Below are 24,093 nucleotides of genomic sequence, written 5' to 3' on the forward strand. Positions count from 1 at the left end.
ATACATTCACATTTCTTATTAACCCAATTTTATAATTATGATTAACAACTACACTAAATTGAGTTCACGTTCAGAGAACGGGCTCAAAAAACGAACTCCGGATGTGGTTGGGAATGCTCCCAACACGGTAGGCAAGTTGCGTAAAACGTGGGTTTTAAGTCTTTTAACGACGCTGATGTTGTTAACAGGGCTTAATTCATGGTCTCAGATTGCGCTACCTTATTTTGAGAACTTTAGCACTATTACAGTGGCTAATGGTTTCCCAACAGTCGCAGGTGGAGCTTGGACTAGGTCCGGGACGACAACAAATCAGCCAACTTACATTACAAATCAATCTACCTATAATAGGTCTGGTAATGGGGATACAAAATTTATAACGTTCCAATATTCTTCAGGCACAAGATATTATTTTGTAGGACCATTCAATTTAGTTGGAGGCACTTCATACACTGCCAGTTCTTTGTATAAGGCAGATGGTTTGACTGGATTTGGTCCATTGGAATTAACGTATGGAACTGCTGCTGCTGCTGCTAATCAGACTAATGTCATAGCATCCATCCCGTCAAACATTGTTAATTTATCTTTTAACCTGATTACGGGTAATTTTACACCTAGTACTTCAGGAAGTTATTATTTAGCAATTAAGTCTACTCAAAATGGAAATCCATGGTATTTGACTTTGGACGATTTTAAATTAGAAGTAACGCCAACTTGTATTGCACCAACTAGTTTGGTAACCTCTTCTGTTTTATTTAATAGTGCTGTTCTTGGTTGGACAGCATCAAGTATACCACCATCACAAGGTTATGAGTATGAAGTGAGAACTTCTGGTGCCCCAGGTAGTGGTGGAGCAATTGCTAGTGGATCAGTAGGAGCTGGAATTACTAGTGCTGCAGTATCTGGTTTGACTTCAAGTACTGAATATTCTTTTTACGTTAGAGGATTTTGTGGAGGAACGGATTATAGTTCTTGGAGTTCTGCAGGAACATTTACAACGGCTACTCCAGGTCAACTTGGATCAGGAATAGGAACAAATACTTTTTTACCAGTTTATACTTGTTATGGTTTTAATTATTCTCAGCAAATATATTTAGCCTCTGAGTTGAATGTTGCTCTCGTTCCTGGTTCAACCTACATTACTAAAATTCGTTTTAAACCTTCAGCATTATCAGGTTTGACACAAGCAAACTTCAATAATTGGACGGTTTACATGGGTAATACCTCTAAATCAAGTTTTACTAGTGCTACTGATTGGATTCCATTAGGGTCAATGTCTCAAGTATATTCGTCAACTTTAGTCACTATGTCTGATGGGGTATGGGTTGAGTTAACTTTGTCTAGTCCTTTCACTTGGGATGGTACCAGTAATTTGGTTGTTGCTGTCGATGAAAATGCTAGTAATTTTTCATGTACAGCGGCTTGGGCTTCTTACACTGTACCAACAACTAGAGGAATATTATATTATAGTGATTCTACAAATCCTAATCCTGCATCACCACCAACTGCATCAGGTACTTATTCAACAATACCTCAAATTCAATTGGTGTCAACTCCTGTACCATCGTGTTTAGCACCGAGTAGTCCTACAAGTTCTGCTGTTACTTCTTCATCAGCAACTATTTCATGGGCACCCGCTTCAGGTTTGCCTGTAGGTTATCAGTATGAGGTTAGAACAAGTGGTCTTCCTGGTAGTGGTTCTGGTGGATTAACAGTAAGTGGTTCAACAACTTCACCAACAGTATCAGCAAATGTTTCCGGTTTGTCAGCAAACACTTCTTATCAGTTTTATGTAAGAACCGATTGTGGTAGTGGTACTTTTAGTGAATGGACATCAGCAGCTACATTTATCACTCCATGTTTATCTTTAACAACTCTTTTTAGTGAGAGTTTTGATACAGCAGGTACAATTCCATCTTGTTGGACAACTTCCATTGTAACGGGGGCTAACTCTTGGCAAACTGCTGCTCAAGATGGTGATGCATCTTTTTCGCCTCATACTGGAGCTGCTATGGCAGTGAAAAATTGGCAAAGTGCCAATTCTGAGGCTTTATTGATTTCACCTCCGATTGATTATAGTGTTTCTATGCCAACTAATGCTACACGAATTAATGTATGGATATATAGAAAGACTTCCAATGCACTTTCGACAGATAGAATAGCGTTTTTTGTGAATACAAATCCTAATTTGAGCGGTTCACCAACAACTTTGCTTGATATTTCGTTGTTAGCAAGTCAGGCTCCGGCAGTAAGTTCTTCAGGATGGTATAACTATACCGCAAACATTCCTTTAAGCTACAATACAGGAGGTAACTTTTATATTATTGCTAGAGGAACTACTACTAGTTCGTTTAGCTCTTACAGTGTTGGATTTGATGATTTTTCCATTGAGCTAGTACCTTCATGTAATGGAGTTCCTAATTCTGGAGTAGCTAGTGCTCTAGTATCATCATTATGTACTTCTGGTTCTACCACTATTTCGGCGACTGGTTATACCGTTGGAAACAGTTCAAGATACCAATGGGAATCTTCTTTAGATAACTTTGCTAGCGCTGGTACTCCAATAGGTACAGAGACTAGTTTATATTCAAATTTGAATACAGGAACGATTACCACGACCACATCATACCGATTAAAAGTATTCTGTTCAACAGATTCAAGTTTGGTTTCTTATTCAACACCAACTACCGTAACAATTAATCTTCCTGGAACAATTAATCCGGTTGCGGGTGATGCTATTTGTCCCGGTGAGTCAGCTACTTTAGAGGCTACGGCTTCTGAACCAGCTACTTTTGTTTGGACAGCAGCAGGTGGCTATAGTGAATCCGGAAGTTCGGTTTCTGTAAGTCCGGCCACTACAACTGTTTATACAGTAACGGCTACTTTCGGAAGTAACTGTACAGCTAGTACTACTACAACAGTAGTGGTGGCTCCGGCAGTCACTATGAACAGTGTTACTTCATCAGTTGAAAGTATCTGTGGTTCAGGAAGCACTACGCTTACTGCCTCTGCATCGGTTGCTTCTTCAGCAAATGCTTATTGTTCATTGTCTGCAACCAGTACATCTTTTGAAAAAATTGCCAATGTGTCTTTAGGATCTATAGCCAATGCTTCTTCTTCAACAGCAGGATATGAAGATTTTACTTCTATAAGTACCAATATTGCTGCAGGAGTTTCGGTTCCATTTTCAATAAATATTTCTACTGCATATGCTGATGATGACAGAGTATTTATCAACATTGACTTAAATCAAAATGGGTCATTTACTGATCCGGGTGAATTACTTTTCTCAGGTGCAATTAGTACTTTTTGTTCAGATTGTTCTGGAGCAGCTGCAACAGTGACAGGATCGATTACTGTACCGGTAACTGCCTTAAGCGGAACTACCCGTATGAGAATTCAACTGCAAGATTTTGCAAGTAATACTCCACAAGTTAATTGTGGTACTTACACTTTTGGTCAGGTTGAAGATTATAATGTGAACATTACCGGAGGAGCAGTGGCTTTAACTTACTCATGGAGTGAAAGCGGTGTTGGTACTACTTTAACCAGTACTACAGGTAACCCAACTACTGCCACAGGAATTTCAACCGGTAAAACCTATACGGTTACGGCTACTTCTGATTTAGGATGTAGTGCTTCAGGTTCTGTTAGCGTAGGTGTACAACCATCTCCGGTAGTTACTTTACCAACTTCTGTAACCATCTGTAAAGGAACAGGAACAACTATCACAATTCCTGAAACTCAGAACTTACTTTTCTCTTGGTCTCCGGCTGAAGGATTAGACAATACTTCAAGTGCTTCGGTAGTAGCTAACCCTATTGCTACAACTACTTATAGTGTATTGATCACAGATACTACTACACAATGTCAAACTACTAAAGAGATTACTGTAGTGGTTAATGAGCCTGGAACAATTGTAACTCAACCGGTAACTGCTATTACTTCAAATGGTTTTGGAGCTACTTTTACTGTGGCAGGAACACCTTCTGTAACTTACACTTACCAATGGCAAAGAAATGGCGTTAATATTTCAGATACTTATGATTCCGGAACAGGAACTGGTAATTTCTCAGGTACTAACACACCAACTTTGACGATTTACAATGCGGGTGCTTCGGGTCAAGCTACTAATAATTCAACTTACAGATGTGTTCTAACACCTCCATCGCCATGTGCTGACTTAACTTCTAATTCAGCTACCTTAACGGTAGGTAATACAGGTATTGTTACCAATCCTCAAAGTGTTTCACTTTGTTTACCAACTTCAACGGCACAATTTAGTGTAGTTACTAATGGTAACAATCCAACAAGTTTGGTATGGTCTGTAAGTACAAACGGTGGTGCTTCTTATGTTAATATGGCTATGTATAATATTGGTACTGGAGTTTATTCAGGACCTAATACTACTGCAGTACCTGGTTTAACTATAGGAATGCCTGTTGACCCTAACAATCCTGCGTTACGTGATTACAGAACAATTGTTGTGTCAGGTATCAATGGTACTACACCAAATAACCTAAGATTCAGAGTGGCTATTAATATCACATTGGTAAGCCAACCGGGTATACTTAATATCTCAGCTCCAGTGTCTTTTGATAGTAATTTATCAACTGCTGAAGTGATTAGATGTACAACTCCTGCTTCAGGATTGCCTACTAATTTATCAGTAACAACTGCTGGTACGGTTTCTTCTGTTGAGTGGAGATATGACACCAACCCTAATGGTACTTTCTCTAATGTAGTGACTAATAATACTCCGGCAGGAGCTACTTATGTTGCTTCAGCCTCTGGAAATACTTATTCATTAGCAGTAACTACTGCTGCAACACCGGCAGGGAATTACTATTATAAAGCTTTTGTAAATGGTGCTGCAGTTTGTGGCAGTATTACTTCAAATGTTGCTACTATCACGGTAGTTAACCCGGCAATCACTGTTACACCAAGTACAGCTGCTTATTGTACTCCTGGTCCTGCTGTTACTTTAGTTGCATCAGGTAGTGATATCAACGGATATTCATGGACTGCTAGTGGTTTCACCACAACTTTAGGAACATCAATTTCAGTGACGCCTACTGCGGCTACTACTTATACAGTAATAGGAACGGATTCTAATGGTTGTACTAATACGGCGCAAGCAACAGTAACTGTTGGTGGTGCCTTTGCATTGGCTGCTACACCGGCAGCTGCTACTTCATTATGTGAAGGAGGGTCAGTTACTTTAGGAGCTATACCAACACAAACTGGAGGAGCTTCTTACTTAGTGAATACAGTGCCTTATCAGTTTAGTGCTAGTAGTGGAGCCTTTACACCTCTTGTAGGAGGTACTCCAGCTACTTCAATAACTGCAACTTCTGATGATACTTTATCAGGTTCTTTACCTATTGGATTTGCCTTCAACTATGGTGGAACGAATTATAATAACTTTAGAGTAAGTTCAAATGGATTATTTACATTCAATACTACTGGATCATCTACTGCTGCTAATGACTTAGCAACTACCACTACTTCTGCAAGACCTGGTTTTGCTCCTTTGTGGGATGATTTACAGTGTACTGCCGGTATTACTTACCAAGTAAGCGGTGTTTCACCTAATAGAGTATTGACTGTTGAGTGGTTAAATATGGAATGGAATTATCAAAGTACTACTGCGGTAATTTCTTTCCAAGCTAAATTGTATGAATCTACTAACGCAATTGAGTTTGTTTACAGACAAGACGCAACTGCTGTAAATACTGCTTCAGGTGGTGCTTCTATCGGTTTGATGGGAACAGCTACAGCTAACTATGTTTCACTACAAAATAGTTCTGCTAATCCAACAATTAGTACTTCTAGTTCAACTAATACGATTTTAGCTAAACCGGCTACAGGTCAAATCTACAGATTTACTCCTGCAACACCGGTAACTTACACCTATGCTTGGAGTTCATCACCTTCAGGGTTTACTTCAGCAAGTGCGACGCCAACTGTTTCACCAACAGTATCGTCAACTTATACAGTTGAAGCTACTTCAAGTCAAGGGTGTAAAGCTCAGGCTACTACAGGAGTAGTAAATGTTATTCCAACACCTGTAGTTACGGCTACTAATGACGGTCAGCCAAGTGCCACTCGTTGTGGATTTGGTAAAGTAACATTGACAGCAACCGGTTCAGCAGGGTCTACGTTAAATTGGTACACTGCTGCAACAGGAGGAGCTTCTGTTTATGCAGGTGAAAATTTCTTGACTCCTGATTTGAGTTCAAATACGCCTTACTGGGTTGAAGCATCTGTGAATCCTGGTTCTACATCTTTGAAAACTTTGGGAGCTGGTGCAACTACATCATCTTCTCCGGGTTCTTCGCCTTATTATCATGGTTATGGTGGACAAAAAGCTCAGTATATAATTAGAGCTACTGATTTATTAGCTGGCGGATTTACTGCTGGTAATTTAACTTCTTTAGCCTTTGAAATTACTTCTCTTGGTACTGGAACTCTAAATGGATTTAACTTAGCTATAGGAAATACTTCACAATCAAGTGCTGTTACCAATACTGCAATTTCCGGATTAACAACTGTTTATTCAAATGCTAGTCAAGGATTAACAGTAGGTGTAAATACCTATAATTTTACAGCTCCGTTCTATTGGGACGGTACCTCAAATCTTGTGGTGCAAGTTGTATACAGTAATAACAACAGTGGAGGTTCAAGTTCTACTGTTAAAGTTGATAGTATTTCGTATACTTCTACTTTGGGTATTTATGCTGATAATGCTACTGCTGCTGCAGTTTTGGCCGCAACCTCTTCTGCAGGATTAGGATCTTTAAGTAGTAACACTACTACAAGTTTAAGACCTTTTATGAGTTTTGGATTCCAACCTTTATGTAAAAGTGATAGAGTTCAAGTTAATGCTGTCGTTACACCGGCTCCTGCATTAGCTTTATCAAGCACTACCAGTACAATTTGTTTTGGTGAATCTACCCCTACGGTTAATATTACACCGGCAACTGTTGGGAATTATACTAGCTATACATGGTCACCGGCTGATTCTGTAACAGGATCTTCCGCAGCTGGTTATGTATTCTCTCCTTCGGCTACTACTGTTTATACTTTAACCGCTACAGAAGTTGGTGGCTGTGTTAACACAGCTACACATACAGTTACTGTTAATGCTAATCCTTTAGTACCTGTATTGGCTCCGATTACTCCTATTTGTCAAGGTAGTACCTTGAATTTAATTGGAAGTTCAGCCACACCTACAATTCTATCTCAAAATTTTGAGAGTGGTTTAGGAACTTGGGTGGTAACTGCAGGTTCAACAGGTGGTGCTAATCCAACTGTGGCCAATTTTAATGTAAAAGCCCATGGTTCAACAAATTCAGGCTCAACAATAGTAACATTTAATAGTCCGGGAGGTAATAGCTTTTTATTAGCTGATGCTGATGGAGCAGGAAGTGGAGTAACTTTGAATACTCAATTGACTTCTCCAAGTTTTAGCACAGTTGGATATTCGGCAGTTACTTTAACATTCAGACACTACCACAGATATCTTACTACAGCACCAACAGTGCAAGTATCTACAAATGGTGGTTCAAATTGGACAACTGTAGCAAGTTATACAGCAGATGAGGGAACACTTACGAATTTTGTGACTGCAACGGTATCTTTAAATGCTTATTTAGGACTTCCTAACGTTAGAGTTAGATACAACTATACTGGTGGATGGTTATGGTATTGGGCAATTGATGATATCAGTATCACAGGAACACCTTTAGCATTATCATACGCATGGTCTGGACCAAACGGATTTACTTCTGCTGTTCAAAACCCAAGTATAGCAGGTGCTACACCGGCAGCTTCGGGTACTTATACTTTAGAAGTGACTAACTCATTTGGTTGTAAATCAAGTAATACAGTTGATGCACTTGTTTACCCTACACCAACTGCAGTAGCTCCTGCAAACCAATTGTACTACAATGGTTTGGCTACAGCTGCTATTCCATTAAGTGGAACGCCTTCGGGTGTAACCTTTGATATCAGTGGTGGAGCAAGCGTTGGTTTGGCCAATGCTACTGGAATAACTACAATTCCTTCTTTCATACCGGTAACAGGTAATGCTACAGTAAGCATTACGCCAAAAGCAAACGGATGTACTGGTGCTACAGTAACTTATGACATTGTAGTAAGTGCAGTAAATGCTAATCCAATTGCTAACCAACAATATTGTGAAGGCGAGATAACTAATGCAATTCCTTTATCACATACTCCGGTATCTTTAACTGGTGTTACTTATACCATTTTGGGTGGTGCAAGTGTAGGATTGGCTGATGTTAGTGGTGTTACTTCGATTCCATCGTTTACCGCTATACCAGGTTCTGCAACCATTACTGTAATTCCTCAGTATGGTGGCGTGTCAGGTGGAGCTGTTACAGGAACTATTCTTGTAAATCCGCTTCCATTGGCAACTATCGCTGGTTCAACAGCAGTATGTCAAAACGATGCATCACCTTTAGTAACTTTCACAGGATCTAACGGTACAGCACCTTATACTTTCACTTATAAATTAAATGGCGGTAACAACCAAACTGTCGTTTCTTTAGGGAATACAGCTACCATAGCTCAGCCTACAGGAACAGCAGGGACGTTTGCTTATACTCTAGTTAGTGTTAAGGATTCAAGTTCAACCACTTGTACTAATCCTCAATCAGGATTGGCAACTATTATCGTTCATCCTACACCAACAGCGGTAGCTCCTGCAAACCAATCTTATTATAGTGGTTTTGCAACAGCAGCTATCCCATTGACAGGAACCCCTTCTGGAGTTACTTTCAATATTAGTGGTGGTGGTGCTTCAGGTTTGGCTGATGTAAATGGTGTAACAGCTATTCCGTCTTTCATTCCTACTGCTACGCCTTCCACAGTGACCATTACACCGGTTGCTAATGGATGTATTGGTATTCCGGTAACTTATCAGATAACATTTAACCCAGTAGTGGTTAATATTACTTCCAATATTTGTGGTGGAACTAACCATGGTTTGAACAATCAAATTCAAGCCACTTCGGTAAGTGTACCAGGATATACAGTAACAGGTTATCAGTTTGAAGTTACAAATACTTCAACGGGTGAAGTTTCAATTGTGCAAAATAGCCAAAGTCACTTTAAATTGACTGATGCAAGTAATTATGCTTATGGTACTACATTCACTATTAGAGTGGCTGCCATATTAAATGGAAATGTACAAGGTTATTTCGGTAATACTTGTTCATTAACCACTACTGAAGTACAAACCAGTAGAGTGGTAACTGCACAATGTGGAGCAACCTTAGTATTTATTAATTCAACTATTAATGCTAATGCAGTAGCTTCTACTAACTTATACAGATTTAGAGTAGCTTTAGCTAGCGCACCAACAGTAACTTATTTAGTTGAACGTACGGTTCCTAACTTCAAGTTAACGGATGTTGTAGGCTTACCATTGCTTTACAATGCAGAATACTTAGTAGATGTACAAATCCGTGTTAGATTAGCAGGATTTGAGGCTTGGTCTCAATATGGAGTTCGTTGTTCAATATTTACACCAACAGCACCTGAGACATCGCTTATCACTTCACAGTGTGAGGACTATTTAGTACCTTCAACAACCACTCAGATCAATGCAATTGCATTCCCTGGTGCTTCAGCTTATCGTTTCAGATTGACCGGTTATGATGAGTTTGGAGATGTGAACTACGTACAAATCGTTACCAATGCTTCACCAAGCTTCACTTTAAGCCAATTCTCAGGATTAACTCCTGGAGTTACTTATACTGTAGCTGTAGCTATGGAATTGTTTGGTTCATTTACTGACTATGGTAAAGATTGTAGTATCATTACACCAAGTGTAACTAAACAAACTATTGTTGAGCCATTCAAAGCTACTGCTTACCCTAATCCGTTTGCAGCTAACTTTATGATCAATGTTAAAACAACAAGTGATTCAGTAATCGCGATAAAAGTTTATGACATGGTTGGTAGATTAGTTGAACAAAAATCGGTAACAGTTGCTCAATTGGAAAATGCTCCTATAGGCGATCGTTATCCATCAGGAGTTTACAACGTGGTTGTGACTCAAGATGAAACTGTTCAAACAGTTCGTGTTGTTAAACGATAAATAACAAATAATTAATAATGAAAACCCATCAAGTAATTGATGGGTTTTTTTTATTTAATCAGAACAGATTATATTCCAATAAGAAAAAGGCAATAGTCACTAGCAATAGTTAAAAGTATAAAACCAATAACTCAGCTCGCTATTTCGAAAACGCAACATAATATTACTTAGTGCTACCTTACAACATTTCAAAGTAAGTAAACACTACTCATCATCCGCTTCAAACCCAAATTCATCTAAATCTCTTCGGTCTTTCTTTGTAGGTCTACCAGTTCCGGTTTTACGATAATGTTCTTTGGATAACTTTAAGAGCTCTAAATGCGCAAAAGTTTCAGGTGGTGTTTCATCTTTTCGATAAAGGTCTACCAATTTAGCACCAACCCTATTTGCGGGGATGTCTAAAACCAAAATTATATAGGTAATTTGATCCTTTCTAAAAGTTATCTTATCCATTGGGAAAACTTCTCTGGAAGCTTTAGCCACTTGTCCATTTACCGTGATTTGATTTTTCCGACAAGCCTCGGTCACCATGTTTCTGGTTTTGTAATAACGAACACACCATAAATATTTATCAACTCTCATTTTTTTTCCAAAATCAACGTTAAATAGTTCACAAAAATAAATCAATATTGTATCTTGCGCGCTTAAATACCAGACAAAAATGAATAATTTTTTTAAAACTATAGTAGGCATCACTTTAGCGCTATTGGTAGTTTCTTGTTCAAAAGACGATGATAAAGTTGAGCCTTTGCGAGACTATGCAGAACAATATGCAAAGGATATTGTAATGATAGAAGAGTTTTTACAAACCCATTATATTGAAGTAATTAACAATCCCGGGGCCGCAAATGATCAAGAAGTAACTTTTATAAAAATCCCGGATGGCGGTACACAAACTCCTATTTGGGACAGTCCGGATTTGGTAACCAATTACACAGTGAGTTTGCATGATATCACTTATAAATTGTATTATTTGAAATTAAGGGGACATGTAGACCGTAGTGTTTCTTCTCCAGAAGATATTGCAAAAGCACCTTGTAATGTAGATAGAGTATTATCTGCCTATGTCGGACAATATTTATACAAAGCAACAGAAACAATAGATGGCGAAACAGTTGAGTCACTTAAGTTAAATGAATTTGAAGAGAACTTAAACCCTCAAAGCTTTTTAACTTTGTCTTCTACTATTAGAGGTTGGGGTGAAATTTTCCCAAGGTTCAGATCAGGTACTTATGTTGGAAATCCTGACGGTACAATTACTTATTCTGATTTTGGAGCCGGTATTATGTTTATTCCTTCCGGATTAGGATATTATGCCAATTCTGCGGGTTCAATACCGCGTTATTCTAACCTGATTTTTGCTTTCAAATTATACGAAATTGAAAGAGTTGATAACGATGGTGACGGTGTGTTTTCTTATCAAGAAGATTTGAATAATGACGGTTATGTAAGAGTCTTAAGTGAAGGTGTTACCAATATTGATGATACTGATGGTGATGGTGTTCCTGATTTTTTAGACGTTGATGACGACGGCGATTTATTTATGACCAAAGTTGAAATCAAAAACCCATTAACCGGAATTGCTTATCCTTACAATGAGATTCCTTTATGTTCTGACGGAAAGAAAAAACATCTTTCAGCCAATTGCCATTAAGCAAAAATACAGCATATATAAAAGCCGTCTTGAAATAATCAGGACGGCTTTTTTTATAAATAGAGAACTCTTATTTTCTTTTGATCACTTTTTCAACAGCGGCAACAATTGCTTGATGATTTAATTTGTATTTCTCCATCAATTGTTCCGGAGTACCACTTTCTCCAAAGCTGTCATTTACTGCAACAAACTCTTGAGGTGTCGGATTATTCAAAGCTAAAACTCTGGCTACACTTTCGCCTAAACCGCCTAAAAAGTTATGCTCTTCTGCAGTTACAATACAACCGGTTTTGGCCACCGATTTCAAAATCGCTTCATCATCTAAAGGCTTAATTGTGTGAATATTGATTACTTCTGCCGAAATGCCTTTGGCTTCTAATGCTTCTGCTGCTATTAAGGCTTCCCAAACCAAGTGTCCTGTTGCCACAATCGTTACATCAGTTCCTTCGCTTAACATTATTGCTTTACCGATTACGAAAGGTTCATCAGCAGGAGTGAAGTTAGGCACAACCGGACGACCAAAACGCAAATAGGCCGGCCCATGGTGGTCGGCTAAAGCAATAGTTGCCGCTTTGGTTTGGTTGTAATCACAAGTGTTGATTACAGTCATTCCCGGTAACATTTTCATCAAACCGATATCTTCTAATATTTGGTGCGTGGCACCATCTTCACCTAAAGTCAATCCGGCGTGCGAAGCACAAATCTTCACATTCTTATCGGAATAAGCTACTGATTGGCGAATTTGGTCATAAACCCTTCCGGTTGAGAAGTTGGCAAAAGTTCCGGTAAAAGGAATCTTTCCGCCAATAGTTAAACCAGCTGCAATGCCAATCATGTTGGCTTCTGCAATCCCAATTTGAAAAAAACGCTCCGGATGGTTCTTTTTAAAATCGTCAAACTTTAGTGAACCAATTAAGTCCGCACAAAGTGCCACAACATTTTCATTTTTTTGTCCCAATTCGGTCATGCCTGCACCAAAACCTGAACGGGTATCTTTACTTCCTGTATTTTCGTATTTTTTCATTTAGTCTTTTATTTTAATTTCTTTTTGGTTTACCGTAAAATTAAAGTGAGTTGTAGATTCTTTAATTAAGGTAATTTCATTTTTAATGTTTGATCCTGAAAACATCTTTAGAGAGGTTGGTAGCCCTTTTTGTGAAATTTTAATTTTTTCACAAAATAGGAAATGAGATTCTAATGCTTTTGTAATTAATCCTAGAACAGCGATGTCGTATGGTTTAGCTATAACTTCAATCTGATACAAGATTTTCTTTTTTTTATCGTTTTTGTATTCTGTAAGTAAGAGTTTTGAAGAAGTATTATCAACTTCAGTCTGGTCTAAACTTATTGAAGTACATAACTCATTTAATCTTGCCGTTTTTGTGCTATCATTTGTTTTAAATGAGTACCAATATTCAGGGATATTACTTTTGTTTATATCGTAGGTTTTGTAACGATGATAAATTTGGTTTTTGGTATCAAAAAAATAGGTGTCTAATTCCTCACCCCAAGTTCTGCTCATAATATAATGAGACAAATCTTTTGAATCAAAACAGATTGTAATTACTTGAATACCTGTAAAAGAAGAGCTTAGGTATTTGTACTGAATAATTCTGTCAAAATGATACTCCTGACAAAAAACATTTTGTCCTAAAAAGAATAACAATATCAATAGAATTTTTTTCATCTGATTACTTACAACTGAACACTGCTCACTCTTTTAATAATCTCCCAAAGTCTCAGCATTCTGTGCCAATCCGGTAGCTAACTGATCGTTATTAGGTGCTTTTCCGTGCCAAGCATGAGTATGCATCATAAAATCAACGCCATTGCCCATAACGGTATGCAATAAAACACAAACCGGTTTTCCTTTTCCGGTTCTGCTTTTAGCGTCTTCCATTCCGGCAATGATGGCTTCAATGTTGTTGCCTTCTTTGATTTCTAAAACATCCCAATCAAAAGCTTCAAACTTGGCTTTCAAATTGCCCATGTTTAAAACTTCATCTGTAGAACCGTCAATTTGTTGGCCATTCAAGTCAATAGTGGCAATTAGATTGTCTACTTTCTTGGCTGAAGCATACATAATCGCTTCCCAGTTTTGGCCTTCTTGTAATTCACCATCGCCATGTAAAGAGTACACTAGATTAGTGTCGTTGTTCAGTTTTTTAGCTTGTGCCGCACCAATTGCAACCGACATCCCTTGGCCTAATGAACCCGAAGCGATTCTAACGCCCGGTAATTGGTCGTGAGTTGTTGGGTGACCTTGTAAACGCGAGTTCAATTTTCTGAAAGTCGCTAATTCTGATACCTGAAAATAACCAGAACGCGCTAAAACACTGTAAAACACTGGCGAAATATGACCGTTAGACAAGAAGAATAAATCTTCGCCTATACCGTCCATGTCAAATTCCGGGTTTCTTTTCAATAAATGTTGGTATAATACCGTGAAAAATTCGGCACAGCCTAATGACCCTCCGGGATGACCCGAGTTTACGGCATGAACCATACGCAAAATATCTCTGCGTACTTGAGTTGTAAAATCTTGTAAATGTTGTGTGTTAGACATTATAAATTAGGTATAAATTATTGGGTTCAAAAGTAATTCTAATTTTTGCAAGCCGCAAAAGTTTTACAAATTAGTTATCAAAGGGTTATTAATATTAAATCCTTGGAAATTTAGTTTACGTATAATTTGTAAGTACCAGATTGAAATTCTGTAATAAAACACCAATATTTTATAACAAGCCTAATTTGCAATTCAACTAATTTTACTTCAAATCAAAGTTGCTATGAAAAATTCACAAACCCTTTTTTATTTAGATGATGATGATGATGATTTAGACTTCTTTAAAGAAATTGCTGAAGAACTAGGTCATACAGTTCGTGGTTTTAGCGAAGGAAGAATCATGTTGTTGGTATTAGAAACGGAAATTAAAAAGCCGGATATGATTTTTTTAGATGTTCACATGCCCATTCTAAACGGTCAGGAAATTTTAGAAATCATTAAAAAGTCAGATACACTTAAAAAAATCCCCATAGTAATGGTTTCTGGTGCCTATCCCAAAAAGTTAGTAAAACACTTTTCAGACCTTGGTGTCGATTACATGATGAAAAAACACCACGTTCACGATTACAGAGAATCATTAAAAGGTATACTAGATACACATTTCAAAAAAACGAAAGTAGCTTCTTAAAACATAACTTAACCAATCTTAACCACTATTTCCAAAACAACCTCGAAGGGATTTGAGGTTGTTTTTTTGTCAAAATTTGGTAATTATGCTCGAGGCAATCTTTTGTCTTTGTTCTTTTTAAGAATCATTAAAATCAGAATTATAAGCACGGCGACACCCAAAAAATAACCAATAACTTCCCCAATTTTATACCCCATAGAACTTTCCTCAGCATTTGTCATTTGATTGTCGATGCTTAATCCTTCACGGAATTTTAAAGAAGCCAATATAGATTTCTTTTGAGTTTCATAATCCTCAATTTCAGCGCCCATATTAAAGAACTGAATGGTGTAACTGTAATTATTTAAAAATACAACTAAACCGTCAATTGTTATATTTAGGGTGCTTATTTTCGACTGACATTGGAATTCTGAGGCTTTTAAATGACCTTTGTCGATTACTTTACTACTTACAATCTTTCCATTGACAGATTGGGCATATCCTTTTTGAAAACCGCTATAAAATTCAATCAATTCAGACTTGTTTTCTATAGTAACCGTACTATCTTTTTCAGAGGTTCTTAGAAAAATGACATTTACACCACCAATATTTCCTTTAATCATTTTTTGGCCTAAAGTATCTGTAATGACACTGTTTTTTGGGAGCTGAATAGAAACATCATTGTCAAAACTATATTTTATAAGTTGCTGCGAATAACTGCTTATAAATACAAATAGTAAACATGGAATAAAAGCTGCTTTCATAGAAAGGTGTTTTTAAGTAAGAGCTAATCTACTAAAAAATCTAATCTCTGTTAATTTTAATTTATAAAATTGTAATAGATCTATTAAGTGATATTTGCTGTTTTGATAAAGTATAGATAGAGCATAGATAAAGCATGAAAAGAGCAAGATTATTTACCGAACTCAAATACCATTTAATCATAAAGGAAGTATGTTTTAACCAACCAAGAATTGACTGGTTGCATATTAGTGTTAAATAAAATCCTAAATCCTAATACCCAAATCCTAATTCTTTTATCTTTGCCGACTGATTGAAGAGAAAGATAAAATAGGCTATTGATATTACTTAGCTCAAAAATTACCGGTCAAGCGAATTACATTTGACCGATAAAAGACAATAAAAACTACAAATGAAATTTGATTTATTAGCGAAAGATCCCAATTCAAGTGCCCGTGCCGGAAGTATTACCACCGACCATGGCGTAATTGAAACCCCAATATTCATGCCTGTTGGAACAGTAGCTTCTGTAAAAGGAGTGCACCAACGCGAGTTAAAAGAGGAAATCAACCCCGATATTATTTTGGGAAATACTTACCATTTATACCTTCGTCCGCAAACCGAAATCCTTGAAAAAGCAGGAGGTTTGCACAAGTTCATGAACTGGGATAGAAATATACTTACTGATAGCGGTGGCTACCAAGTGTATTCGCTTTCAGCCAATAGAAAGATTAAAGAAGAAGGGGTGAAATTCAAATCGCATATCGATGGTTCTTACCATGTTTTTACACCCGAAAATGTGATGGAAATCCAACGAACCATCGGTGCCGATATTATTATGGCTTTTGATGAATGTACGCCTTATCCCTGTGATTATCGCTATGCCCAACGTTCCATGCACATGACACATCGTTGGTTAGATCGTTGTATCAACCATTTGGAAAAGTTGCCTTTTAAATACGGTTACGAACAAACATTCTTTCCAATAGTTCAAGGTAGTACTTATAAAGATTTGCGCGCACAATCAGCAGAGTATATTGCCAATGCAGGAGCTCAAGGAAATGCCATAGGTGGATTATCTGTGGGAGAACCTGCCGAAGAAATGTATGCGATGACTGAAGTTGTTACCGCTATTTTGCCACAAGACAAACCAAGGTATTTAATGGGTGTTGGAACGCCAATTAATATCTTAGAAAATATCGCTTTAGGAATTGATATGTTCGACTGTGTGATGCCAACGCGAAATGCTCGTAACGGAATGTTATTCACCGCAAATGGCACCATCAATATTAAAAATAAAAAGTGGGAAGATGACTTTTCTCCAATAGACGAAATGGGACATACTTTTGTCGATACCGAATACACTAAAGCTTATTTACGTCATTTATTCGCAGCCAATGAATACCTTGGAAAGCAAATCGCAACCATTCATAACTTAGGATTTTATATGTGGTTGGTTCGTGAAGCCAGAAAACATATCTTAGCAGGAGATTTCAGAACATGGAAAGATATGATGGTCAAACAAATGGACCAACGTCTATAAAGTTGTAGGTTCTAAGTTCTAAGGAATGGTAACTTATAACATACAACCCACAACCCACAACTTACAACTATATGCTAAAAATAATTGACAAATACATCCTAAAACGTTACTTAGCAACATTCACTGTAATGTTGCTGATGTTCATTCCCATCGGAATAGTGATTGATGTTTCGGAGAAAGTCAATAGGATGATTGAAAACAAAGTGCCTTTTAAAGAAATTGCTTGGTATTACCTTGACTTTACTATCTACTTTGCCAATTTATTATTTCCCATATTTTTATTCCTTTCGGTAATCTGGTTTACCTCAAAATTGGCCAACAATACTGAGATTATTGCTATCTTGAGTTCCGGGATTTCGTTTACCAGATTTTTACGGCCTTATATTGTTGGAGCAACTATAGTATCTGTTTTTGCACTGATAATGAGTGTTTTTTTGGTGCCGAATGCCAGCGCCGGATTCAAAAATTTCCGGTATACATATCTCACAGGTAACGGTAGAAATCAAGTCCGTGACAACTCCGATGTTTTTCGCCAAATTAGCAAAGACGAATATCTTTTTGTAACCAATTATCAGGAGCTGAATAAAATGGCCTTCAACTTCACTTTAGAAAAATTTGAAGGAGATAAATTAAAGTACAAATTAGTTGCCAACCGCATCAAATGGAATGAAAAAACCAAAAACTACACTATGTTTAATTATAGCAAAAGGAAAGTAGGCGAGTTTGGTGATATCATCGAAAGAGGTGAAAAAAAAGATACAGTATTCAATTTCGATTTAGAAGATTTGACACCGGTAATTTACATAGCGGAAACTTTGCCCCTTAATGAGTTGCATAAATTTATCGATAAAGAAAGAGCCCGTGGTTCATCAAATATCAATACCTATTTAGTCGTTTTGTACAAAAAATACAGTATTCCGGTTTCGGCTTTTATTTTGACAATTATTGCCGTAGCAGTTTCTGCTATGAAACGCCGTGGCGGAATGGGTGCCAACTTAGCTATCGGAATTGTATTAGCGTTTGCTTTTGTTTTTTTAGATAAAGTTTTTGGGGTTTTAGCCGAAAAATCAACGGCACCACCTATGTTAGCAGTTTGGACACCCAATATTGTTTTTGGACTCTTGGCGATTTATCTTTTAAGAAATGCCAAGCGATAATCTAAAAAGCTATTTGCATCTTCATTTGATTGTTTTCATTTGGGGATTTACAGCCATACTTGGTGCTTTAATCACCCTTGACGCTTTGCCTCTGGTTTGGTTCCGAATGCTCTTTGCTGTTGGTTTTATTGCCATTTACATTTACTACAAAAAATTGCCTTTAAAGGTACCAACCAAAATACTTTTCCAATTCCTTTTCTCCGGATTAGTCATTGCCTTGCATTGGTTCACCTTTTTTCATGCAATAAAAATTTCCAACGTTTCTATTACTTTGGCTTGTCTGTCAACCGGAGCATTATTTGCTTCAATATTGGAACCTATTTTATACGGCAAAAAAATAGTTTGGTACGAATTGTTGTCGGGAGTTGTTGCTGTAATAGGTTTGTATTTTGTAGCCATTTCAGCCGATACAGGAACTGAAGGATTATTATATGCGATATTTAACGGTGGTAATCAATATTTATTCGGTATCGGATTTGCATTGATTTCTGCTTTTCTTTCAGCCTTGTTTGCGGTAATCAACAGTCGATTGGTCAAATCTTATGATGCGACAGTAATTTCATTTTACGAACTCAGTGGCGGTGTAGTTTTTTTCTCTTTTCTATTGATGTTTTTCGGAAGTTTTACGCCCGAGTTCTTTCAGCTTTCCACCAAGGATTTATTGTATTTATTGATACTAAGCTCGGTTTGTACCGCTTATGCTTTTATTGCTTCCACAGCAGTGATGAAGTTTTTAAGTCCGTATACTGTAATGCTCACCATTAATTTGGAACCTATTTACGGAATCATATTAGCCGTAATCATCTTCAAAGAAAAAGAAAAAATGAGTTTCGAGTTTTATATCGGCGCCGCAATTATCTTAATGACTGTGATCATCAATGCCTTTATTAAAAGCAAAAGAAAAGAATTAAGTTAAGGTAAAACAAGCGTTAATTTTTGTTTAAAACTAATCACGAAAATTTGCTTTTTATCACAATTTAAAATTTTATATTTGCTATTCGATTAAACAAAACAAACAACCCTATGGAATATTTGGATTTTGAACTTCCTATCAAGGAATTAGAAGATCAACTTGATAAATGTCAAATCATCGGTGCCGAATCCAATGTTGATGTCACCGCTACTTGCAAACAAATTGAAAAGAAGTTAGAGGAAACCAAAAGGAAAATCTATAAAAACCTAACGGCTTGGCAACGGGTACAATTATCGCGTCATCCTAACAGACCTTATACATTAGAGCATATCACTAACTTAACCAAAGGCACTTTCTTAGAAATGTTTGGCGACAGAAATTTCAAAGATGACAAAGCTATGGTTGGTGGTTTAGGCAAAATTGACGGTCAATCGTTCATGCTAATCGGACAACAAAAAGGAATTAATACCAAAATGCGTCAGTTGCGTAATTTCGGTATGGCCAGTCCGGAAGGCTATCGCAAAGCATTGCGTTTGATGAAAATGGCGGAAAAGTTCAATATTCCTGTTGTAACTTTGATTGACACTCCTGGAGCATTTCCTGGATTAGAAGCCGAAGAACGCGGACAAGGAGAAGCCATCGCCAGAAATATATTAGAAATGGTTCGCTTAAAAGTGCCTATTATTTGTGTAATCATTGGTGAAGGTGCCTCAGGTGGCGCTTTAGGAATAGGTGTTGGCGATAGGGTTTTAATGATGGAAAACACTTGGTACTCTGTTATTTCTCCTGAATCTTGCTCGTCGATTTTATGGAAAAGTTGGGAATACAAAGAGCAAGCTGCAGAAGCTTTGAAATTGACTTCTTCGGATATGAAAAAAATGAAATTGGTTGATGATGTAATTCCGGAACCACTTGGTGGCGCTCATTATGATAAAGAAACTACCTTCAAAACGGTTGAACAATATATCATGAAAGCGTTTAACGAGTTGAAAGATTTATCAACAGAAGAATTAGTGTCGCAAAGGATGGACAAATACAGCAAGATGGGCGAATACAAGGAATAAATTCTCACAAAATATATCTTAATCCGGAGCCCAATGGTTTCGGATTTTTTTTTGGTTGTTAACAAAAAACTCAAACTTATCAACATTGGTTTTGAATAACTCAATTCCAAAATTTTTATAAAAAGCGCTACTTTCGTTTCATGGAAAATCTCAGAAATATTAACCCTATTAAGGTAGACAAAACTACCATCATCAACTTAGAAAAAGGCAAACTCCCGCCACAAGCGATGGATTTAGAGGAAGCGGTCCTAGGCGCCATGATGATTGATAAAAAAGGAGTAGATGAGGTTATTGATATTCTCCAACCTGATGCTTTTTACAAAGACGCTCACAAACACATTTTTGAAGCAATTTTTCAGTTATTCACAGATTCTCAGCCTATTGACTTGTTAACAGTTTCGGCCCAGTTAAAAAAGAACGGAAAGCTTGATTTAGCAGGCGGTGATTTTTACTTAATCCAGCTTACGCAAAAGATATCCTCTTCAGCCCATATTGAGTTCCACTCGAGAATTATTCTTCAGAAATACATCCAACGAAGTCTAATCAAAATATCTTCCGAAATAATCGAAGAGTCTTATGACGAATCTACTGATGTATTCGATTTGTTAGACAAAGCCGAATCCAAATTATACGAAGTAACGCAAGGCAACATCAAACGAAGTTCGGAAACCGCCCAAAGTTTGGTGATTCAAGCAAAAAAAAGAATCGAAGAAATCGCCAATAAAGAAGGTTTAAGCGGAATCGCAACCGGTTTTGAAAAACTGGACAAAGTAACTTCAGGTTGGCAACCATCAGATTTAATTATCATCGCGGCGCGTCCGGGTATGGGTAAAACGGCTTTTGTATTGTCGATGGCGAGAAACATTGCAATCGACTTTGGACATCCGGTAGCGTTGTTTTCTCTAGAGATGTCATCCGTGCAATTAATCACGCGTTTGATTTCTTCTGAAACCGGTTTGTCTTCGGAAAAATTAAGAACCGGAAAACTCGAAAAACACGAATGGGAACAATTGTCTACCAAAGTAAAAGACCTAGAAAAAGCACCGTTGTATATTGACGATACCCCATCGCTTTCTATCTTCGATTTAAGAGCCAAAGCAAGACGTCTGTCGTCTCAACACGGCATCAAGATGATTATAGTCGACTACCTTCAATTGATGACCGCAGGCGGAAGCAACGGCAAAGGCGGCGGAAACCGGGAACAGGAAATCTCAACCATTTCACGTAACTTAAAAGCTTTAGCGAAAGAGTTGGAAGTTCCGGTAATTGCGTTATCTCAGTTGTCGCGTGCCGTAGAAACCCGTGGTTCGAGTAAAAGACCTTTGTTGTCCGACTTACGTGAATCCGGTGCGATTGAGCAAGATGCCGATATCGTATCGTTTATCTACCGTCCGGAATACTATAAAATTGACGAATGGGATGACGATGAGCAATCGCCAACTGCCGGCCAAGCCGAATTTATTATCGCAAAACACCGTAACGGTTCCTTAGAGAATATCCGTCTGAAATTCATCGGAAACCTTGGTAAGTTTGATAATTTAGAAGAATACGGCGGTGGATTTGACGATTTGCCTTCGAAAATGAACCACGATGACAATCCGTTTATGACGAAAAATTTGCCATCGCCTAATGAAGCTTTCGGGAGTAACATCAACAATCATGATGATAGTGACGTACCTTTTTAATAATATAAATCCCGAGCAATCGGGATTTTTTTATGATTTATTTCACACCAAAACTATTATCTTTGGGTAAAATACTGCTACAAATGTTTAAAAAGTCACTCTATATATTTTTTCTATTGATTTCCTTTTCCATGAAGGCTGGTTTCTTATTATTGCCGATGGATGAAGTTGCCCAAAAGAATCACCTCAAAGCCTACGGTATTACCTATTGGGCATTAGACAAACAATATAAAGCGAGTTGGTTACTCAATTATCGCGGTGGTTCTTTTTTATTACCGGATGTTCCTGAAATTCGCAAAGAATGTCAAATTCGAGGCGTGAGTTTTGAAGTGGTATCCGATGGTGAAATGCAAAATATTTTAGCCGAAATCGCTAGTCCATCACAAAATATGGAAACGGTAGTGTTGGAGAAAGCCCCAAAAATTGCGGTTTATTCGCCACCGGGAAAACAACCTTGGGATGATGCGGTAACGATGGTTTTGACTTACGCTGAAATTCCGTTTAAAGTGGTTTATGACGAAGAAGTTTTGAGCGACCAACTGATTTTATACGATTGGCTACACTTACATCACGAAGATTTTACCGGACAATACGGGAAGTTTTATGGTGCGTATAGAAATGCGCCTTGGTATATCGAACAAAAGAAAGATGCGGAAGCTTTGGCAGCCAAATTAGGTTTTCCAAAAGTGTCTCAGGCCAAATTAGCAGTAGCCAAAAAAATACGCGATTTCGTAATTGGTGGCGGTTTTATGTTTGCCATGTGTTCGGCGACGGATAGTTTTGATATTGCGCTTTCAGCCGAAGGAGTTGATATTTGTGAGCCGATGTTTGACGGAGACAACAGCGATGCCAATTACCAATCGCAAATTGACTACAATAAAACGTTTGCCTTCAAGAATTTTATTTTAGACCGAAAACCTGAACACTATGAGTTTTCCGATATTGATATGACGGAGAAGCGCAGAATTCCGTTTGAAAAAGATTATTTTACTTTAATGGAATTTTCGGCCAAATGGGATGTGATTCCGAGTATGTTGTGTCAAAACCACACCCAATTGGTGAAAGGTTTTATGGGACAAACAACAGCATTCGATCCTAATTTGATTAAATCGAATGTATTGACTTTGGGTAAAAACGAACTCAACGACGAAGCACGTTACATTCATGGTCAAAAAGGAAAAGGATTCTTCACCTTCTATGGTGGCCACGATCCGGAAGATTATCAGCATCGAGTGGGCGATGAGCCAACGGTGCTCGACTTGCATCCAACCTCACCGGGTTTCCGTTTGATTTTGAACAATGTGTTGTTTCCGGCGGCGAGAAAGAAACCACAGAAAACCTAGAAGGCAAATACCAAATAAGAAATCCCAAATTCCAATACATGTGTTGGAATTTCGGATTTTATTTTGGGTATTTTTTCGGATTTAAATGGGTGTTAAAAATGGAAAGAACAAATACTGTTTTTATTTCTTCATCTATAAAATAAAAAACAATGAAAGGAAATTTTTTTAAGGGTAATCCGTGGTAATCTTTGTAACGGATTTGATAGAATGGATTTCTGGTTAATATTTCAAAATGTTGCTCAACTTCTTGATAAAAGTAGCTTCCTAATCCTTCGCTTTTAAAGTCATAATAGTCAATAGCCACTTGAATATCCTGCAATGCTCTAGGTTCAATTACAACGGAATAAATCATTTATTAGATTTAAATTGTAATTGTTTTTTGGCTTCTTCCCAAGGAACAAAATTTTCTTTTTCAGTAGTTTGTCTTCTTTCATCCAACAAGTTTTTCATTTCTTGAGTCATAGAAAAATCTGTTATGATGGTTTCATAATTAAATTTTTCAATTAGCTTCAAGAAAAAATCTAATTCGTTATCAGGAATATTTAAAGTGATTTGTGTCATCTTGTGATAATTAGATATACAAATATATGAAAATCAATTCATAAATAAGAAATCCCAAATTCCAATAAATGTGTTGGAATTTGGGATTTTTTTAGCCCCGATTGGAGCGGCATCCTTTTTTGTCTTCACTTTA

At 37.4% G+C, this 24,093-nt stretch carries 16 protein-coding genes; 9 read left to right on the top strand and 7 right to left on the bottom strand.

Translation table 11 applies throughout. From position 1 onward, the window contains the following. Positions 1 to 37: 37 nt before the first annotated feature. Positions 38 to 10,126, top strand: coding sequence for a GEVED domain-containing protein (locus tag ACK4R1_RS06750; RefSeq protein ID WP_409684932.1), 10,089 nt, complete (start codon positions 38 to 40; stop codon positions 10,124 to 10,126). 204 nt (positions 10,127 to 10,330) lie between these two features. Here the strand turns inward: ACK4R1_RS06750 and ACK4R1_RS06755 are convergent, their stop codons facing one another. Beyond that, positions 10,331 to 10,708: an RNA-binding S4 domain-containing protein gene (locus tag ACK4R1_RS06755; RefSeq protein WP_409684934.1), complete on the bottom strand. Its 378-nt coding sequence runs from the start codon at positions 10,706 to 10,708 to the stop codon at positions 10,331 to 10,333. 79 nt (positions 10,709 to 10,787) lie between these two features. Here ACK4R1_RS06755 and ACK4R1_RS06760 point away from each other — a divergent pair, with 79 nt between their 5' ends. After that, positions 10,788 to 11,780 (top strand): FKBP-type peptidylprolyl isomerase, encoded by a 993-nt coding sequence (locus tag ACK4R1_RS06760; RefSeq protein ID WP_409684936.1) that lies wholly within the window; start codon positions 10,788 to 10,790, stop codon positions 11,778 to 11,780. A gap of 70 nt (positions 11,781 to 11,850) precedes the next feature. Here ACK4R1_RS06760 and ACK4R1_RS06765 read toward each other — a convergent pair whose 3' ends face one another. The 3 genes from ACK4R1_RS06765 to ACK4R1_RS06775 are packed head-to-tail and all read right to left on the bottom strand — an operon-like array spanning position 11,851 to position 14,346. Then, positions 11,851 to 12,804, bottom strand: coding sequence for a transketolase family protein (locus ACK4R1_RS06765; RefSeq protein ID WP_409684938.1), 954 nt, complete (start codon positions 12,802 to 12,804; stop codon positions 11,851 to 11,853). Continuing rightward, positions 12,805 to 13,467 (bottom strand): hypothetical protein, encoded by a 663-nt coding sequence (locus ACK4R1_RS06770; RefSeq protein ID WP_409684940.1) that lies wholly within the window; start codon positions 13,465 to 13,467, stop codon positions 12,805 to 12,807. It abuts the gene before it with no gap. Between the two features lie 33 nt (positions 13,468 to 13,500). Continuing rightward, positions 13,501 to 14,346, bottom strand: coding sequence for a transketolase (locus ACK4R1_RS06775; protein ID WP_409684942.1), 846 nt, complete (start codon positions 14,344 to 14,346; stop codon positions 13,501 to 13,503). Between the two features lie 223 nt (positions 14,347 to 14,569). Between ACK4R1_RS06775 and ACK4R1_RS06780 the strand changes: the two genes are divergently transcribed. Further along, positions 14,570 to 14,974, top strand: a complete 405-nt coding sequence (locus ACK4R1_RS06780; protein ID WP_409684944.1) for a response regulator — start codon at positions 14,570 to 14,572, stop codon at positions 14,972 to 14,974. An 83-nt stretch (positions 14,975 to 15,057) separates the two neighbouring features. Here the strand turns inward: ACK4R1_RS06780 and ACK4R1_RS06785 are convergent, their stop codons facing one another. Beyond that, positions 15,058 to 15,717 carry a hypothetical protein gene (locus ACK4R1_RS06785; RefSeq protein ID WP_409684945.1) on the bottom strand — a complete coding sequence of 220 codons (660 nt, stop codon included), beginning with the start codon at positions 15,715 to 15,717 and terminating at the stop codon, positions 15,058 to 15,060. A gap of 389 nt (positions 15,718 to 16,106) precedes the next feature. Here ACK4R1_RS06785 and tgt point away from each other — a divergent pair, with 389 nt between their 5' ends. The 6 genes from tgt (at position 16,107) to ACK4R1_RS06815 (ending at position 23,399) form a co-directional block, all read left to right on the top strand. After that, positions 16,107 to 17,237, top strand: coding sequence for a tRNA guanosine(34) transglycosylase Tgt (gene tgt / locus ACK4R1_RS06790; protein WP_409684947.1), 1,131 nt, complete (start codon positions 16,107 to 16,109; stop codon positions 17,235 to 17,237). 71 nt (positions 17,238 to 17,308) lie between these two features. Beyond that, positions 17,309 to 18,394, top strand: coding sequence for an LptF/LptG family permease (locus tag ACK4R1_RS06795; RefSeq protein ID WP_409684949.1), 1,086 nt, complete (start codon positions 17,309 to 17,311; stop codon positions 18,392 to 18,394). Continuing rightward, positions 18,381 to 19,310 carry a DMT family transporter gene (locus ACK4R1_RS06800; protein ID WP_409684952.1) on the top strand — a complete coding sequence of 310 codons (930 nt, stop codon included), beginning with the start codon at positions 18,381 to 18,383 and terminating at the stop codon, positions 19,308 to 19,310. Before ACK4R1_RS06795 ends, ACK4R1_RS06800 begins: the two co-directional genes overlap by 14 nt. Before the next feature lie 107 nt (positions 19,311 to 19,417). Next, on the top strand, positions 19,418 to 20,371 hold the full coding sequence (locus ACK4R1_RS06805) for an acetyl-CoA carboxylase carboxyltransferase subunit alpha (RefSeq protein ID WP_409684954.1): 954 nt from the start codon (positions 19,418 to 19,420) through the stop codon (positions 20,369 to 20,371). Positions 20,372 to 20,511: 140 nt separating this feature from the next. After that, complete coding sequence (gene dnaB, locus ACK4R1_RS06810; RefSeq protein WP_409684955.1) at positions 20,512 to 22,056, top strand: replicative DNA helicase; 1,545 nt, start codon at positions 20,512 to 20,514, stop codon at positions 22,054 to 22,056. 83 nt (positions 22,057 to 22,139) lie between these two features. Next, entirely contained in the window at positions 22,140 to 23,399 is a 1,260-nt protein-coding gene (locus ACK4R1_RS06815) for an asparagine synthetase B (RefSeq protein WP_409684957.1), read from the top strand. 58 nt (positions 23,400 to 23,457) lie between these two features. On the opposite strand, the gene ACK4R1_RS06820 is transcribed toward ACK4R1_RS06815, so the two are convergent. Further along, entirely contained in the window at positions 23,458 to 23,751 is a 294-nt protein-coding gene (locus tag ACK4R1_RS06820; RefSeq protein WP_409684959.1) for a type II toxin-antitoxin system RelE/ParE family toxin, read from the bottom strand. Further along, a complete protein-coding gene (locus ACK4R1_RS06825) occupies positions 23,748 to 23,960 on the bottom strand; it encodes a hypothetical protein (protein WP_409684961.1) in 213 nt (70 codons plus the stop codon). Before ACK4R1_RS06825 ends, ACK4R1_RS06820 begins: the two co-directional genes overlap by 4 nt. Positions 23,961 to 24,093: the final 133 nt, after the last annotated feature.

The sequence above is a fragment of the Flavobacterium sp. genome, from assembly GCF_046293665.1.
GTDB lineage: Bacteria > Bacteroidota > Bacteroidia > Flavobacteriales > Flavobacteriaceae > Flavobacterium.